This window comes from Vibrio tritonius (assembly GCF_001547935.1).
In the GTDB taxonomy this organism is placed as follows: Bacteria; Pseudomonadota; Gammaproteobacteria; order Enterobacterales; family Vibrionaceae; genus Vibrio; species Vibrio tritonius.
On the sequence record NZ_AP014636.1, the window covers coordinates 1025506 to 1042772 of the forward strand.

Sequence of the window (17267 nt, forward strand, 5' to 3'; positions counted from 1 at the left end):
TCATATCAGCCTGTTCATATCGGACTCGTTAGTGACGTTCGCTGTTTTCATCAAAACCACCGTTGCCGTGATAATCACTTTGCGGCGCGGTGACTTGCATAAATCGGCGTAGCTGACGTACAAATTCTAATGCCAAAGGCTGCTCTGGATTGTTATAGGCTGCGCGGTTCGATTCATAGTCTTCCCCTACCGTTCGCAACACATGGTTCATACCTTTAATCACACAATATTGCGCCTTAGGTTGCGCCGATTCTAACGCCAAACCATTTAACTCACCGATTTCCAAATCGTTATCACCATAAACCAATAAAATGGGGACATTCACTCGAGCCAGCACATCCACTGGTTCGTAACGAAATAGGGATCGTAAATAGGGCTGAACTGAAGGGCGAAAAAGATGGCTCAGGGATTCAGATACCTCAGCTACTGGTTTATTGGCGGCGAGTGAATCGAGTATCGATATGGCTTCACCACGAAAGGGTTCCGGTAATGAAGAGAGTTGCAAACGCAGTAATTTTTGGCGATTGAGCGACGATGCTGCAATCATAATCATCTTATCGACACAGGGCATGGTCGCAATTAACGAGGTAATCAACGCCCCTTCCCCCAATCCTATCAACACAATGTGTTTATATTGAGTTAAACGCACCGCAATATAACGAACCCAGTTTTTTGCATCGTTAATGTAATCATCAAAGCTCAGTTCGCTTTCCGATAAACCATAGAAACTGCTGGCACCAATGCCGCGTTTGTCATAACGAATGCTCGCGCACCCCATCAAAGCTAACTCTTGGGCTAAATGTTTTAGGCTGGCGTTACGTTCATTAGGTTGATTTCCGTTTCGGTCGATAGGTCCAAACCCAGCAACAATTAATGCAATGGTATCGCTCTGAATCGGCTCTAATAACTCGCCGTACAGATCACAGCCATCACTGGTTAATGATATCTGTGTGGTCTTGCTCATTTTGCCTCTGCCTCAAGCAAAGAGAATATAAACAATGTAGCATAATCAGAAGTTAGAAAAATAACTCTAAAGTGACAAATAAGCGGTGAATATATGAGCATTACGTCAAGGACTTACCGAGCGAGAAAGTTATAATGTCTCGCGATATCTCATGAGTACAAAAGTATTTAACTCGATAGAGTAAGCGCTAGCCACACTCTGAGGTTTTATCACTAACGTTCTATTTTAGTTTAACTTACAAGGGATTAGAGCAAAAGAACATCCGTTTTACACTATCATACGATGTTAATCTGATAGCGGAGAAAATGGCTCGTCATGTCTTTCTATTAAGGAGCTGGATCAATGTCATCGTTACACAGCAACGATATCCCAACACTCACTGTTCGCCAAGATGGAAAAGGCGATTACCCGACAATCCAAGCCGCTCTTGATGCTTTGGTGGGTCTTGATGCATTAATCAATAGTGAGGGAGTGAAAGGTAAACACACGCTTTACCAAATCAACATTGGTCCCGGCACTTATTATGAACGGCTGTGTGTTACACGCCCTAACCTTATTTTGCAAGGCAGCAGTTTGCACGATACTCATATTGTTGCCAGTACCGCCAACGGTATGCTCGATCCGCAAGGACGCATTTTTGCCACCACCGGCAGTCGCACCGTAAGCCTTGATGCCGACAATATCACCCTACGCGACCTCACCATTCGCAACGATTTCGACTTTGATGCCAACCAAAAAAAACGCGCCGACGATCCTACTCGCCTTACCCATACTCAAGCGGTTGCCTTGCTAATTGATGAGCACGCCGACAAAATTGTGCTCTCGCATCTGGGGCTTGAGGGCGCGCAAGATACCCTATTTCTTAAATCTGGCCGAACCTATCTGCATCAGTGTTTGATAACCGGACACATCGACTTTATTTTTGGTGCCGGAACGGCTTGGTTTGAGCAGTGCGACCTTACCGCCAAAGCACGACGAGATACCGCGCATAATGAAGCGTGGGGTTATGTTTGTGCACCGGCAACCTCAATCACCAAACCCTATGGGTTTATTTTCCATCGCTGTGCACTACTAAAACAGCTCAATGTGCCCGAACACAGTTTTGCCCTCGGCCGACCTTGGCACCCAACTACCCAATTTGCCGACGGCCAGTATGCCGATCCGCAAGCGGTTGGTCAGGCGGTATTCATTGATTGCGTTATGGATAATCACATCTACGGCTGGGATAAAATGAGTGGTAAAGGCAAAGACGGCGAACGAGTATGGTTTACGCCGCAAGAATCGCGCTTTGCGGAATACCACTCCCACGGATATGGCACAGAAAATAACAAAGAGCAACGTCCAGAAATAACCGAAGCCGAACGAGAACAATACACCATAGAGCATGTGTTAGATGGCTGGTTTCCCCAGATTAGCGAAGAAGCGGCGTGGTAAAAACAATGCGTGTGTAGAGATTAAGTTGGTGACTCTGGGGAAAAAAACTGAAATTATTCTTTGGCTGAATGTCACTGTTACCTACACGCCTGTAGCCGAACTCGTTTCACGCCTCTGCCTTAATGTTTTACATCGCATAACGCTGTGCACTGAGTGCATAAGGTGATTAGATGCTTTGATTAGCTTTAGAATGAGAAATTAGTACATATAACCCAGCCAGTCCAAATGACCATTTGTCCATTCTTTGCCACTCACTGATTTGATAAACAACTCATCAATATGCTCCACTGCCACACCATAATTTGTGTGCTCATCGATCCGTAACCAAGAATGGGTTGTTTCAACTTTGCTAAAACCATGACTAAGATAGAAATCATCTAACTCAGCCATAAGCATGATGAAATCAACCGCCTTTCCCTTTGCAAACGCCGACACTTCAGAAAGCATAAACGTTCCAATGCCTTTACCTCGATATTGTTCGGCAACACAAAAATCAATGATACCCAAGACGTTGTAGACATCATTGCCAACTCTCATCGCACGATAATCTAGACCCAAATAGCCCACAAGCATGTCACCTTCATATTGCAAAGCACGCATATGAGGCAGTTGTTTGTAATAGGAGCGATTAACTTGATGTTCAGGAAAAGAATGATTCCTTAAAGACTCGATAGCTTTGTGCTGTACTTCCGTTACATTAATTTCAAATACAATATCCATTGTGTTCCTTGATGGGGCTAACTTTCAAAACATACTATTTTGTTTTTGTGCAAATTGATGATCGGTAACTTTTGTAATTATTTTTTCAACTTTCAAACATGTTGGCGTTTGAGTCTGTATTACATCCATTTCGACTAATAGTATATCATTTTTACCGAACCGCTCTTCTCCTTCATCTACACGGCTTAAGAAATTTTCGTCTGTTATTTCAGCGTAGAAACTTGATTGTCCATCGCTAAACTTCCATTTATTACCATCTTTAAATGACGGTGATTCGATAACTAAGCCTGTTTTTATAGTATTCGTAAATAGCGGTTTTTCAAAATCTATCGGTTTAAAATAGTCTGATTCGTTGGCTGACACATGAGCTTCAATCGCAGATGATGCTGAATTTATTTTAACAGCGTCTAAACCTTTAGATAATGGTTCTCTAATAAAGCAGTCTAATGAATTTGCTGCTTTAGGATCAGCTATGACATTTATTGTTTCTATATGATAAACGTTTGTATCACCACTCTGATTTGTAACACGAACTGACTTATCTATTGTGTTACGCTGAACTTCTTTTGGATGACTACCTTGCAGATGAATACAAGCTTTAATACAGTCTGTTGTTAAAGAAATAAGATCACTTGGAGATGCAGAAGAAAACAAAACAGCAGCTCCTAAATTTACAACTTGTAACGCAAAATCAATATCAAAAGATTCATTTCGAAAACCAGCGACATCAAAAATCAACTCAGCATCTTTACCATAAGCATGTTTAGTGGCAATTGACATAAAGTCATCAATTGCTGATATATACCGAGCAACATCTTTCGCTCGTAGTTGTCCATTAGCTACCTTTTTCCCATGATATTCTAGGGATAACAAATCCTTTATTTCTATATCCAACGTCTATCTCCGTTGCTAAATAAATTACATTTAAGGCTCGCTTTATCTACACAAAAAGGGAGTAATTCTATGTTAATGAGTTAGCATAGCGAGTGACACAAAAAACTAGAAAGGATTGGTGTCAGAATGCAGGCGTTTGTTATACAAAAGTTACAGGAACTAAAACTATTGATTCAAAATCCTTAGCTTTCTCTTTGCCTACTGTCTCAATTACATCATCTGAATGACCAATGAACTCTTCAGCATCTGAGATAGTGCTGGTAATATGTTTCCAACTTAATAGACAGATTATGTTTGACCGACTATGTGCTACTTCGTTGCGAACAATTTCAAGTCTTTCCAAAAAGGTTTTAAATTTTTTTTTACTAAAACCAAACCGTTTTAAAAATTCTGGCTCATTTCTAAGAATTTCTTTTTTATCACAAAGCTGAGCACATTCAATAACAGCGAGGTAATCACTACTCCCTCGACGACGTTCTATAATTTTTTGTACTTTAGTTTGCCTATTTGCGTTTAAATATTGAAGCCAAGTGTCATTAGGATAGTAGTAACCCCCTCTGGCAGGATAGTTGTCACTGTTAAAATTTAACCAGTTTGGGCGTTAAAGAGTGTATTTTGTCTCGTATTTCTGTTGAAAGAAAAGAAGCCATATTAAAAAAGTTACTGCCACCTTATTCCATGTCTGTCAGCCAATTGGCAAAAGAGGAAGGCATTAGCACGGCAACCCTGTATTATTGGCGTCAACAACTCAGAGAATCAGGAGCCGCCGTGCCTAATAGCCATACATCATCAGAGCAGTGGTCTGCTCAAACCAAGCTTGCTATCGTTGCTGAAACGTACTCGATGACAGAAAATGAACTTAGCAACTATTGTCGAGAAAAAGGGCTTTACCCCGAACAAGTCGAAGCTTGGCGCTGCGAGTGCATGCACGGTTTTATGTCGAATAAAGAGCGTGAAGCGGACATTAAAAAACAAGCTAAAGCCGACAAAAATGAAATCAAAGCACTAAAGAAAGAACTACGAATCAAAGAGAAAGCCTTAGCCGAAACCGCTGCCTTGTTGGTTCTTCGAAAAAAGCTGAGAGCCTTTTACGGGGAAGAGCCAGAGGACGATTGACCTCGACCGAAGAAAGGCAATGCTTAATCGAGCTCATTCATGAAGCGCAGCAAAATGGTAGTCGTTTAGTCCCGGCCTGCCATGAAGCTCTTATTGATTTACGGACGTATCGTCGTTGGTATCAACAAGGCGAGGTTCAATCCGACAAAAGGAAAACCTGCGCTCGACCACGGCCCGCTAATCAATTATCGCAGCAAGAACATGAAGCGATTATTGATGTTTGTAATCGCCCTGAGTACGCGAGCTTACCGCCGACTCAAATTGTTCCGAGCTTGCTGGATAAGGGCGAATATATTGCTTCAGAGTCGAGTTTTTATCGAGTTCTCAACGCCCATGACCAACTGCATCACCGAGGTCGTCAGCGAAGAAGGCAGCCGCATGCTAAGCCTAGAAGCTATAAAGCAACAGGTCCAAATCAAGTGTATACATGGGACATTACCTATTTACCGTCAAAGGTAAAAGGACAGCATTATTACTTGTATGTTATCGAAGACATCTACAGTCGAAAAATCGTTGGTTACGACGTGTACGAGCGAGAGTGTGGTGAATTAGCGTCACAGCTATTACAAAGAACTCTGATACGAGAGCAGTGCTTTAATCAGCCTATCGTTCTTCACTCAGACAATGGGGCACCGATGAAGTCACTGACCTTCAAAGCCAAAATGGAGGAGCTAGGGATTATATCATCGTATAGTCGCCCAAGGGTCAGTGACGATAATCCCTACATTGAGTCCCTGTTTAGAACGGTGAAATACGTACCGACATGGCCAACAAAGGGCTTTGAGCATCTGAAGTCGAGCCGTAGTTGGGTTGAAACGTTCGTGAGTTGGTACAACACCGAGCACAAACACAGTCAATTAAATTACGTGACACCTTCGCAGAGACACAATGGGAAGGATAAAGCTATCTTAGCGCACAGGGCTGAAGTGTTACTTGCTGCAAAACAGCGGCATCCAGAGCGCTGGTCGCGAGATATTAGGAACTGTAAACCCGTTGGAGAGGTTTACTTAAATCCAGAAAAAGAAGCAGCTTAATAAATAAGCAAATGATGACAACTATCTTGAAAAACACCGGTAATTAATCCAGAAATTTATATGTAACTCAAATAAAGAAACCACACCAAATAAATATGTCCTTGGAATTGGCTTATTCAGATCTGAACGTGTGACGATACCCACTATTTGATCATCTCGAGTCACATACTTAAATTCAGTTGTCTCCAAAGTATGGAGTAAATGAACTAAGGAGGTATTTTCATCTATTTTTTGCTCTTCTTCTATCGCCTTTACATGTTCAGCTACTAAGCCATGATTCAGAGCCTTCCTTTCAATTTGTCCAACAATAACACCATCATCGTTAACAACACATGTCACATCAAAATCTCTCGATTCAAGAGCATGTTTAGCGTCGGATGCACTATCAGTATCTTTGCAACAAAGGATTGGTTCAAGCAAAGAAAGTAGCTTTGCATTTTCAAGGAAAATACTACGTAAGGACTCAAATCTAGTCCCCTGACGTCGATAACCAGTTTGTGGCGACATCCATAGTTGGTAACCCATGTAGATAAATCCCAATTGTTGTATAACAGTATCTTTACATCAGGAATTGTCTCTATACTATTTTTAAAAATACAGACACCACTCCAGCAACATACTATTCTATATGTCCTATTCTTGCTTACACTCACAAATTGCAGAACATATCTGCCCAATCTCAATTGCTCAACTAAATTCATAATCCTCCAATAACAAAATCAGATCAAGAATCGGCTTGGGTAATTATTCAGCAATAGTACAAAAAGAGAAGCGACTCACTCTTTAGTGTTAACCACAATGAAAAATCGCACGCTATCTTTCGTGTCTTTTCCACTACAAAAGCGCCCGCTAAAAATTTCCAATAAAAAAGGCCACGCTGATTTATGAAAATCGACGTGGCCAATGGCTCGAAGAGAAAAAGGGTTAACGTTTTAAATTAGCAAAAGCGTAGTCGATTGCGTCTGCAATAATATCCGCCTCTTCTTTGGTTAGAGTCAGCATCGGGCTTAAACATAAGGTGTTGTTGTATTTACGAAATGAGCGGTTTGTGCGGCCAATCAGCACGCCTTGTTGCTCGCATAGGCCAACCAGTGCCATACATACCGACTCGTCGACTGGCTCTTTGGTGGTACGATCATTGACTAACTCCATGCCAATGAAGAGACCTTCACCGCGCACATCGCCAATCAAAGGGTATTTCTCTTGCAGTGCTTGGAGGCGTCCTTTGAGGTATTCGCCCATTGCGGCACTGTTTTGCAGCAACTGCTCTTCTTCAATAATGCGTAAGTTTTCTAACGCGGCAGCAGGGCCGGCGGTACAGCCACCAAAGGTACTGATATCGCGGAAATAGCTTTCACGCTCTTCCGGTTGGTCGTTGAGTAAATTGAACACCTCTTCGGTAACCACCGTGCACGAAATTGGTGCATAGGCAGAAGCTAAACCTTTGGCCATAGTGACAATATCTGGTTTAATACCAAAATGTTGATAGCCAAACCATTGACCGGTGCGGCCAATACCACACACCACTTCATCAATGTGCAGCAAGATATCGTACTTGCGACACAGGGCTTCAATCCCACGGAAATACCCAGCAGGAGGCACAATCACCCCGCCGCCAGCGGTAATGGGTTCAAGCACCATCGCCCCAATCGTCTCTGGGCCTTCTTTAAGAATGATCTGCTCTACCGCTTCAACCGACAGCTCTGCATAATTATCGGTATCGCCATATTGGCTGCGGTATTCGCAGCAGTGAGGAATTTCGACAAAACCTGGGGTAAATGGGCCATATTGATTTTTACGTTCTTCCTGACCGCATGAACTCAAACAGGCAATGGTGGTGCCGTGATAGTCGCGATCACGGTACAAAATTTTGTGTTTTTTGCCACCGTATTTTTTCTCAGCAATTTGGCGCACCATTTTGTACGCTTTCTCATTGGCTTCAGAGCCTGAGTTAGAGTAATAAACTCGGCTCAAGCCCGGCATAAAACTCAGCAGTTTAGCGGCAAATTCCGCAGCAATCGGCGTTGCGCCAGAGCCCGCGTAGTAGTTCAGTTGCACAAGTTGGTCGCGCACGGCATCAGCGATGCGAGTTCGGCCATAACCGACGTTGACACACCATACGCCACCTGCGACGGCATCGAGAAATTTCTCGCCTTGGTCATTCCAAAGGTAGCTACCCTCACCTTTCACAAACATCGGTGCGGTATGGTTCGCGTGTTGCATCATATGATGCCAAACGTGTTGTTGATCCTTTTCTTTACTTGATGCTATTGATGACAAATCCATTTCGTCATTCTCCAAATTGCTAACGAAGGCAAATTTCACGTTAGAGCAAATTCTCACCTGCGTTTAGGTCCAGATCTCGGTTTTTTTAGGACCACTTTTATGCTTCATTCCGAATAGGGTTTGCAGCCAAATAGCATATTTCTGAGTAATTATTCAGAAATGGCACATATCATGCTTTTCTATAAAAAAAATATAAATAAAGAGGAGTAGATTTTGAAGAACGATCATTTAATTCACATTCAATTTTCTCCTGATAGAAGCCTCCAAGAACAGATCAGAGAACATCTACTGGAAAAGATTCATCAAGGGATATTTGCAGACAAAGCTCTACCGTCATGCAGAAAATTAGCACAAATGCTCAATGTATCGAGAAATACCATAGTATTAGTCTACGAGCGTTTAGTGGATGAGGGATTCTTGGTCTCTCACCAACGCAGTGGTTTTTTTGCCAACCCCGAAATTGATGCCATAAAAGTCACCACGCTGGCACGAGAAGAAAATGCACCTAAGTGCGTAAGCGACGCACCAATATGGAGCAGAAAGTTCAAATGTGACTTTTCTGGACAACGTAGCCGCATTAAACTCAACAACTGGCAAGAGTTTCCCTATCCTTTTATCTATGGTCAGCCAGACGAAAGCCTGTTTCCTGCCAGCCATTGGCGCGAATGTGGCCGCTTAGCGCAGCGTACCAACGTGATTAAAGACTGGCTTGCAGATCACGTTGACGACGACGACCCTATGTTGATCAAACAGCTACAAACCAACGTTCTTAGCAAACGCGGCATCATTGCCGATAGCGATGAAATTTTGGTAACGATAGGCACGCAAAACTCACTGTTTCTGATTGCACAGCTGCTAACAGATAGTCATTCAACTGTAGGTATCGAAGAACCCGGCTACCCAGATGCGCGCCACATTTTTTCGACCTTTCATGCCAACATTCAAAGCTTGCGGATTGACCACGAAGGTGTGTCTATTACCCCTGAGCTCACTCAGTGTGATTACATCTACACCACACCTAGTCATCAAGTCCCCACTAACGTGACAATGTCACTTAAACGTCGTCATGAACTGTTAAAAATGGCCGATAAACACGACATTGTGCTTATTGAAGATGACTACGACAGTGAAATCAACATCAATCAACAGCCGCATCCATCGCTAAAGAGCTTGGATAAAAATGGCCGCGTGATTTATGTCGGCAGTTTGTCCAAATCGCTATCACCCGGCCTGCGTATCGGCTTTATGGTGGCGGATCGCAATATGATTGCCCAAGCGCGTAAGCTGCGCCGTTTGATGTATCGTCATCCACCATCCAATAACCAACGCACCTGCGCGCTGTTTATCTCTTTAGGCTACTACGATACCTACTTAAGTAAGATTAAACGTGCCTACTGTGAAAAATGGCAAGCACTGCGCCAAGCTCTGGAACGCCATTTACCGGAATGCATCACCACTGATACCCTAGGTGGGAGCGCATTTTGGCTGCAAATGCCAGATGGGGTGAGCGGTAAGCAGGTCGCCAAGCTGGCTCGAGAACAAGGTGTAATTGTAGAAGATGGTGATGTGCTATTTAGACATCCAGAAAATCAACACCATCGCTTTCTGCGCTTAGGGTTTGGTTCAATAAAAGCAGAGAACATCGAACCTGGCATTGATATTCTCAGCCAAATCGTACGCTCACTCACATTAACCTCTTGCCAAGAAGCCTTTTGGCGAGACGAATAGCCCACAGCCAATCCACCAGCAAACACCAAAGAGTAAAGCCACCGCTTTACTCTTTTTTGGCGGACACACACCTTTTTAGCGGGACACCTTTTTAGCGGGACACTCATCGTTATTCGCTTGGAGCGCAGTGCTTTTTAAGCAGGACACTCATTCTTATTCATTTGGAACGCGGTGTTATTTAAGCAGGACACTCGCTTTTATGAAATTCACATTTGGCTTGAAAACATGCATAACAGCACCAGTGATTCTTTGAAGCGTCTCGAATAATCGTGGCCTCACTCTTACACTCACTTCAGTTAATCGTCACGCTAAGGCTCTCTATTTTCTCGGAATCGCAATTTATGACAACCGCCCGATCACAGCTGATTTGCCCCGACATCACGCCTTATTATCACTGCGTGTCTCGCTGTGTGCGTCGCTCTTATTTATGCGGTGTTGATAGTCTTACCGGAAAATCTTATGAGCATCGCCGCGATTGGATTGAGCAACGCATTCTTTCTCTCGCCTCAGTTTATCTGATTCAAATATGCTCTTATGCGGTGATGAGCAATCATTACCATCTCGTTGTTAGTATTGATAAAGAGAGCGCTCTTGCTTTATCGGACTTAGAAGTAGTTGAACGCTGGCACGCGGAACATCAACTGCCACCAATTATCCAACGTTGGTTAGCGGGAGAGATAAAATCAGACACAGAAAAAGAAGCGTGCAATCAATTCATTAGCGAGTGGCGAGAGCGACTTTATTCCCTCAGCTGGTTTATGAGAGAACTTAATTACGGCATTGCCGTGCAAGCTAATAAAGAAGACCAATGCACTGGTCGCTTTTGGGAAGGGAGATTCAAATCACAAGCACTACTGGATGAAAAAGCACTTCTTTCGGCCATGGCGTATGTCGATTTAAACCCAATTCGAGCCAAAATAGCCGACACACCCGAGCAATCCGACTTCACCTCAATAAAAGCACGACTGATGAGTTTAGAGAAAGGGAAAACCACCACACCATCACTCGCCAATTTTACGGGCTACGAGCATCAAGATAAAACGCAAGGGATCCCTTTTCAGCTCAGTGATTACCTTGAGTTAGTAGATTGGCTTGGTCGACAAATAAGGCCAGATAAACCCGGCTATATCGCTGATTCACAACCGAATATACTCGCAAGACTCACACTAACCCAATCTGACTGTTTAGCGCTTTGCACAGAACTAGAGAAAAAGCCTCGAGTTTGGATTGGCTCCACTCCGCGTTTACATCAAGTAAAAACCGCATTGAATAAGAAACGAATGGTCGCTCTGCATATCGCCTAAATCCCTAACTAAATTTGTGTAACTCAACACCCATCTTGCCCTTTTCTTTTGAAAAACAAAGCTAACGCGATTTCCACTTTCGCGACTTCAACCTATTCGTCATTCGTGCAAAACAATTTGACCCATACCGTAACCAAACCGGTTATTTTGCCTTCTCTCTAACTGGATGGTGTGTGTCCTGCTTAAAAGATGTGTGTCCCGGTTAAAAACCGGGTCACTGGTTGGTTATGCGAAGGAGGTTAAGAATTGGCGTACACGCTCAGATTTAGGGTTATTGAAGAACTCTTCTGGTGGGGCTTTTTCAATCAATTTGCCTTTTTCAAGGAACACGACTTGGTCTGATACCGCACGAGCAAAATCCATTTCGTGGGTAACCACCACCATGGTGTAGCCCTCTTGAGATAGTTGCTTCATAACACCCAATACTTCTCCAACACGTTCAGGGTCAAGGGCAGAAGTAGGTTCATCAAAGAGCAAGACGTCTGGGCTTAATGCCAGTGAACGGGCTATTGCAACACGCTGCTTTTGCCCACCAGAAAGGGTTATTGGATAGACGTCTTTTTTATCGAGCATGCCAACCTTTTCCAGTTGTTCAAGTGCGACTTTTTCGGCGTCGTGCTTTTTCATGTGTTTTACTTTGATCAGAGGCAGCATCACGTTATGTAAGATGTCTAAATGTGGCCATAAGTTGAAGTTTTGGAACACCATCCCTACACGTTCACGGATTTTCGCCAGCTGTTTGTTGCTCATTGGTTGATTAGTCGCATTGTCGACACCAATGCGCTCTTCGCCGACAAAAATTTTGCCTTTGTCTGGTGTTTCTAACCAATTCATACAGCGAAGCAATGTTGATTTGCCTGAACCTGATGAACCGAGAATGCTCACTACTTCACCTTTATTTACTGTCAGGTTGATGTCGCGTAACACTTCGATTCCATCAAATTGTTTCGACAGTTTTGTCACTTCAATTGCAGAGTCTTTAAGCATGATAAAATCCTTTTTTCTTACCAATCAACCCGATTAATTTAATGCTGTTTTCAATCGCAAGGCCCACAATCCAATACAATGCAATCGCCACTAAGAACGCTTTAAACGGAATAAAGTACGTCGATTGCACGCTGTTTGCCGATGCGGTGATCTCTTGTACGGTGATAATGCACAGAAAGGCGGTATCTTTTAGAGTAATGATTAGCTGATTTCCAAGTAGCGGTAATGCACTCAGTACCACGTTTGGCAAAATAACGTATAAAAAGGCTTGATGATGACGAAAACCGTGCGCGTGCGCCGCTTCAATCAACCCTTTTTGCATAACCAACCGTTGACCACGTAAGATTTCACAGAAGTAGGCGCCATGGTACAGAATCAAGGAGACCAGACCAGCCACTTCTGCTTCCATGCGAAAACCGTATTGACCTAAACCGTAATAAAGCAAGTAAGCCAAAATCAAAAAAGGGACGGTACGCATGACGGTCATAAAGACTCGCACCGCGCGAGAAAGAAACGGTATTTCCGCTTCTAGGATGTACAACAGCACCAAGCCAAAAATAAAGCCAATAACGGCTGCAATCGCAAACAGATAGAGAGTTTCAGTAAAACCATCAATAAACCAATCTCTGGCTTCCCATATCATTGCCCATTCATTCATCTGACTCTCCTTACATCGCTAAACGGCGAGCTTTAACTTCGGCAATCGACTGCGCTTTAACCAACAGCCCAACAATGACCATATAGATGAGTCCAGCGCCCAAAATTGGGCAGAGCGGTTCATACGTCACCGATGAAATACGGTTGGTAACGCGGGTTAAATCCACCAAACCAATAATCGCCACCGCAGGACTGCCTTTGATCAAAAAGGACATTTCATTCACCAGCGCAGGTAAACTAACCGAGAAAATCTGAGGTAACATAATGTGACGGAAGAAGGTCCATTCAGTCATGCCACATGCATAAGCAGCCTCTCTTTGATCCATAGAAAAGTTACGGATCGCTGAGCGCCAGATTTCGGCATTAAACGCGGCGGTATTCAGTGCTAATGACATGATCGCAGCGACGGTGACATCCAATTGCAATCCCAAAGCTGGCAATGCGAGGAAGATAAACAACACCAATGTCACAAGCGGAGTGGAACGAGCGATGCTTATATATAAGGCAAGTAATTGATCGATGAAAGGAATTTTTCGTTGGCGAATAATGGCGATCAATAATCCCATCGATACACCAATCACAATGGCTGTTGCAGATACCCAAATCGTGGTAACAGCCCCCTTGAGTAACATTATCCAAGCACCCAAATCCATCTAGTCGTGCTCCTTTGTTGGCTTTCTCAAAATCCGGCCCAACAGCTGGGCCGGTACAGCTTTTTTGTTCGCTATTACTTGATGTTAGCGAGTTTATGGAACTCAGCTACATTGGTAATAGGTTGGTCAGGCAGTCCGTTAAATTCTTGACCAAACCATTTTTTCTGCAGTTCTGTTAATTTGCCTGTCGCTTTTAGATGTGCCACAAACCCATCGAGGAAAGCCAATAGCTCTGGGCTGTTTTTAGGTACAGGCCATGAGACGAAACCGCCACCTGAAACAGGTAACCCTTTTTCAAATACGTTAGGGCGTTTTTTCACCAGGTCATTAACTGAGATAACCGCGTTAATAACGTAATCTAAACGGCCGTTAGCAAGGTCGGCATAGGCTTCTGGATATGATTGGTATTGAACGATTTTACCTAGGCTACCACCTTGTTCTTTGAGCATCTTTTTCAACTCAGGCAAGCGTGCCATAAAAGCACTTCCTGCTTGAATGCCGACGGTTTTGCCATCGAGATCTTTGATGGTATCAAGACGATCATCCCCTTTGCGTTTCACAAAATAGTGTTGCGCAGAAGCTAGTGGCGTTACGAAGTTGAAAACATTTAAACGTTGGTCGGTGACCAATGCACCGGTAATCGCTGCATCGTATTGACCAGAAGAGACAGCAGCAAGTAAGCCTGTCCAAGGCAGAATGCTTTGCTCAACTTTGATGTCTTTTGCGTAGGTTTGAAGTTCTTTTAATACGTCGTTGTTAAATCCGACGGGTGTACCGTTATCCATAAAGTTGAAGGGGGCGTAATCATCTTCGGTCGCCACCTTAAATACACCCGCTTGTTTGATTTGGGGTAAGTCGTTAGCGTGAGCAGCGAAGCTTCCTAGCATCAGTGCCAATAGCGTAACTTTCCCGATCCGTTTCAATTGTTGACTCGCTAATTTCATAACCACCTCCTGTGATAGTGTCCTTACGTTATGATTTCTCACAACAATTAGCTTCTATTTAGCAATCCTTAACAATGCTTTCACTATTACTGACTCTACCAAAGAGTAATAGAGCCAAAAATAAATGAAATTAAGGCCAGCACGGCTTTGATAGGGCCAATCTGGCCCCATCAATGATGAAAAAATTGCCCCGGCGTACAGCCAAACTGCTTTTTGAATGCTTCACCAAAAGCCGAGACCGAATCGTAACCACAACGCAGTGCCACTTCAGTCACCACAGTGCCCTGCTCCAATAGATTTAACGCATAGATAAAGCGCAACCTTTGCCGCCACTGCTGAAACGTAAGCCCTGTCTGCTTAACAAAAAGTCGACTGACACTGCGCCCACTTAACCCAATGTGTTGGCCCCATTGCTCTACACTCCAGCGATGCGCGGGTTCCGCTTGCAACTGCTGGCACAGAGCACGAATTCGCCTATCGTCTGGCATTGGTAACTCCAAGCTCACCCTCTCCTGCAATTGCAATTCATCAAGCAACACCATCGCTAACCGCTCTTGTGCTGATGCCAATTCATATAAAGCAGGCATTTGGCAAAAACGAATGATGAGTTCTCTAAATAGTGGGGAAATCACACACACAAAAGGGGCATCCCATCCAACTCCGGGCAGTACATGGGATTCAATATAGAGGCTATTCATGGTGGCAGCGCCATCCGACACCACTTGATGAGTCACCCCTTCTGGTACCCAAATGCCATAATGTGGTGGTGACACGTAGCTGGCATGCTCTGTTTGCACCGTCAAAATCCCTTGCGCCGCATAAGAGAACTGGCCCCATGCATGAGAATGCCAGGGCGTCGCGCTACCTTGATCATCCCAGCGTTCTGGCCGCGCCCAGATAGGGCGTGGCAATTGCTCATACACCGGAATGGTGCGGATTTGTCGTGTATTCGACATAATTTGTCTTAACTTCGATAGCAGGAAATAGAAAGAGAGCGTACCTTAGCGCAGGTCATCTTTTCAATCCCGTTGGAACACTTTATGTTTATCAATTCACTCCTACAACGCATTCAAAAAGAGTGGTTTATCGTCACAATGTTACTCATGATTGTGCTCGCTGCTCTGATTCCCGATTTAGGTAAAAGCCAAGGTTGGTTTCATCTCGACAAACTCACCAGCATAGGTATCGCCATTATCTTCTTTTTACATGGTATTGGCTTGTCACCAGAGAAGATCCGCCAAGGTGTGAGTAACTGGAAACTTCACTTGGTTGTACAACTCGCTACGTTTGTCGTCTATCCGCTGATTTGGGTCGTGTTTGGTCACATGATGTACCAAGCATTTCCAGCGGCATTAGCGGTCGGGTTTTGCTATCTATTTGCCCTACCCAGCACGATTTCGTCATCAGTTGCGATGACCAGCATCGGCAAAGGCAACATTCCTGGCGCCATTTTCAATGCCTCTTTGTCCAGTGTGTTGGGGGTATTTATTACGCCATTGTTGATGGGATGGTTTACTCAATCAACAGGGGCGAGACTCGATGTTTCAGGCACCATTGTATCCGTTGCCGAGCTTTTACTCTTGCCGATGATCGCTGGTCAGCTTCTTCGACCACTGTTGGGTAATTTACTAGCCCGTTATAAAGGCATCACCAATAAAGTCGACAAGTGGGTTATTTTGATGATTGTGCTTAATGCCTTCAGTGACTCCGTCATCGAACACATTTGGTCGCACTTTTCGGTAACACTACTAGGCATCTCTGCTTTGATTTGTGTGGTGGTACTTTTGGCGATCACTCACTTGTTACGCTGGGTATCGGCTCGTTGGCACTTTTCCCATGCCGATGAAGTGGCTGCTGTTTTCTGCGGCACAAAAAAAACCTTAGCCGCTGGCATACCAATGGCTAAGGTTATCTTTAGTACTTCACCAGATTTGGGCATGATACTTTTACCTATCATGCTCTATCACCCAATTCAGCTGTTTTACTGTGCAATTTTAGCTAACCGTTATGCCAATAGAGCCAATGCTCATCTTTCACCAAACAAATAAGCAAATTGCAAAAGAGTTGGGTTAGGATGCCAACTCTTTTGAGATCTGCACAACGTGATAAGTGTAAGTGATCGCCATACTCGATTTAAGCATCAGTGCCACATGACAATTTTCATTTATCGCGCTTTCAATCACTTGATTTACCATAGAATCATTAAGACCAAATCCTTTAATGATAAAATGCAAGTTCACACTTTTAAAGAGACGAGGTTGAGTATCGGTTAAGCTGTAGCTCACCTCTGTTTTCATACCAAACAGTTCTACCTCTTGCTGTTTCAGTCCAGCAATCACTTCACCTGAGCAACAAGAACCTAAGGCTGACAACAGAATATCGGTTGGACAGGTAGCACTTTCATTATTGTTATCCACTGGGAAATGAAAGTTATGATCGTTGATTACATCAAACTTATAATCTTGCTGCCATTCGACGCTAACAGTCATAATAGCCTTCTCCTAAGAGTTATACACACCGCTAAACATTCACCGACGTGTGCTTCA

The 17267-nt window shown here is 43.8% G+C and carries 16 protein-coding genes; 5 read left to right on the top strand and 11 right to left on the bottom strand.

Features of this window, described 5'->3' with window-relative positions:
* Positions 1–28 precede the first annotated feature (28 nt).
* A complete protein-coding gene (locus JCM16456_RS19905; RefSeq protein ID WP_068717773.1) occupies positions 29–964 on the bottom strand; it encodes an alpha/beta hydrolase in 936 nt (311 codons plus the stop codon).
* 342 nt (positions 965–1306) lie between these two features.
* Between JCM16456_RS19905 and JCM16456_RS19910 the strand changes: the two genes are divergently transcribed.
* On the top strand, positions 1307–2398 hold the full coding sequence (locus JCM16456_RS19910) for a pectinesterase family protein (protein ID WP_068717775.1): 1092 nt from the start codon (positions 1307–1309) through the stop codon (positions 2396–2398).
* 198 nt (positions 2399–2596) lie between these two features.
* Here the strand turns inward: JCM16456_RS19910 and JCM16456_RS19915 are convergent, their stop codons facing one another.
* Together JCM16456_RS19915 and JCM16456_RS19920 are read right to left on the bottom strand one after the other, a co-directional pair.
* Positions 2597–3118: a GNAT family N-acetyltransferase gene (locus tag JCM16456_RS19915; protein WP_068717777.1), complete on the bottom strand. Its 522-nt coding sequence runs from the start codon at positions 3116–3118 to the stop codon at positions 2597–2599.
* 24 nt (positions 3119–3142) lie between these two features.
* Positions 3143–4012 carry a hypothetical protein gene (locus JCM16456_RS19920; protein WP_068717779.1) on the bottom strand — a complete coding sequence of 290 codons (870 nt, stop codon included), beginning with the start codon at positions 4010–4012 and terminating at the stop codon, positions 3143–3145.
* A gap of 615 nt (positions 4013–4627) precedes the next feature.
* Here JCM16456_RS19920 and JCM16456_RS19930 point away from each other — a divergent pair.
* Positions 4628–6162 (top strand): IS3 family transposase gene (locus JCM16456_RS19930; RefSeq protein WP_408068385.1). Its coding sequence is split into 2 segments (ribosomal slippage): positions 4628–5081 and positions 5081–6162, totalling 1536 coding nucleotides; the frame shifts between segments, so codons are not numbered across the junction.
* Between the two features lie 21 nt (positions 6163–6183).
* Here the strand turns inward: JCM16456_RS19930 and JCM16456_RS19935 are convergent.
* Complete coding sequence (locus JCM16456_RS19935; protein ID WP_231894456.1) at positions 6184–6687, bottom strand: CBS domain-containing protein; 504 nt, start codon at positions 6685–6687, stop codon at positions 6184–6186.
* A 399-nt stretch (positions 6688–7086) separates the two neighbouring features.
* Complete coding sequence (locus JCM16456_RS19940) at positions 7087–8448, bottom strand: aminotransferase family protein (RefSeq protein ID WP_068717780.1); 1362 nt, start codon at positions 8446–8448, stop codon at positions 7087–7089.
* A gap of 213 nt (positions 8449–8661) precedes the next feature.
* Here JCM16456_RS19940 and pdxR point away from each other — a divergent pair, with 213 nt between their 5' ends.
* Both pdxR and JCM16456_RS19950 read left to right on the top strand, forming a co-directional pair.
* Complete coding sequence (pdxR, locus tag JCM16456_RS19945; RefSeq protein WP_068717782.1) at positions 8662–10176, top strand: MocR-like pyridoxine biosynthesis transcription factor PdxR; 1515 nt, start codon at positions 8662–8664, stop codon at positions 10174–10176.
* Between the two features lie 341 nt (positions 10177–10517).
* Complete coding sequence (locus tag JCM16456_RS19950; RefSeq protein ID WP_068717784.1) at positions 10518–11480, top strand: transposase; 963 nt, start codon at positions 10518–10520, stop codon at positions 11478–11480.
* A gap of 225 nt (positions 11481–11705) precedes the next feature.
* Here JCM16456_RS19950 and JCM16456_RS19955 read toward each other — a convergent pair whose 3' ends face one another.
* The 5 genes from JCM16456_RS19955 to JCM16456_RS19975 form a co-directional block, all read right to left on the bottom strand.
* A complete protein-coding gene (locus tag JCM16456_RS19955) occupies positions 11706–12467 on the bottom strand; it encodes an amino acid ABC transporter ATP-binding protein (RefSeq protein WP_068717785.1) in 762 nt (253 codons plus the stop codon).
* Complete coding sequence (locus tag JCM16456_RS19960; protein ID WP_068717787.1) at positions 12460–13125, bottom strand: amino acid ABC transporter permease; 666 nt, start codon at positions 13123–13125, stop codon at positions 12460–12462. The genes JCM16456_RS19955 and JCM16456_RS19960 overlap by 8 nt, the downstream gene beginning before the upstream one ends.
* A 10-nt stretch (positions 13126–13135) precedes the next feature.
* Positions 13136–13777 carry an amino acid ABC transporter permease gene (locus JCM16456_RS19965; RefSeq protein ID WP_068717789.1) on the bottom strand — a complete coding sequence of 214 codons (642 nt, stop codon included), beginning with the start codon at positions 13775–13777 and terminating at the stop codon, positions 13136–13138.
* Between the two features lie 74 nt (positions 13778–13851).
* Positions 13852–14721 (bottom strand): transporter substrate-binding domain-containing protein, encoded by an 870-nt coding sequence (locus JCM16456_RS19970; protein WP_068717791.1) that lies wholly within the window; start codon positions 14719–14721, stop codon positions 13852–13854.
* Between the two features lie 170 nt (positions 14722–14891).
* Complete coding sequence (locus JCM16456_RS19975) at positions 14892–15677, bottom strand: helix-turn-helix domain-containing protein (RefSeq protein WP_068717793.1); 786 nt, start codon at positions 15675–15677, stop codon at positions 14892–14894.
* Between the two features lie 84 nt (positions 15678–15761).
* Between JCM16456_RS19975 and JCM16456_RS19980 the strand changes: the two genes are divergently transcribed.
* Complete coding sequence (locus tag JCM16456_RS19980; protein ID WP_068717795.1) at positions 15762–16769, top strand: bile acid:sodium symporter family protein; 1008 nt, start codon at positions 15762–15764, stop codon at positions 16767–16769.
* A gap of 21 nt (positions 16770–16790) precedes the next feature.
* Here the strand turns inward: JCM16456_RS19980 and JCM16456_RS19985 are convergent, their stop codons facing one another.
* On the bottom strand, positions 16791–17210 hold the full coding sequence (locus JCM16456_RS19985) for an OsmC family protein (protein ID WP_068717797.1): 420 nt from the start codon (positions 17208–17210) through the stop codon (positions 16791–16793).
* Positions 17211–17267 lie beyond the last annotated feature (57 nt).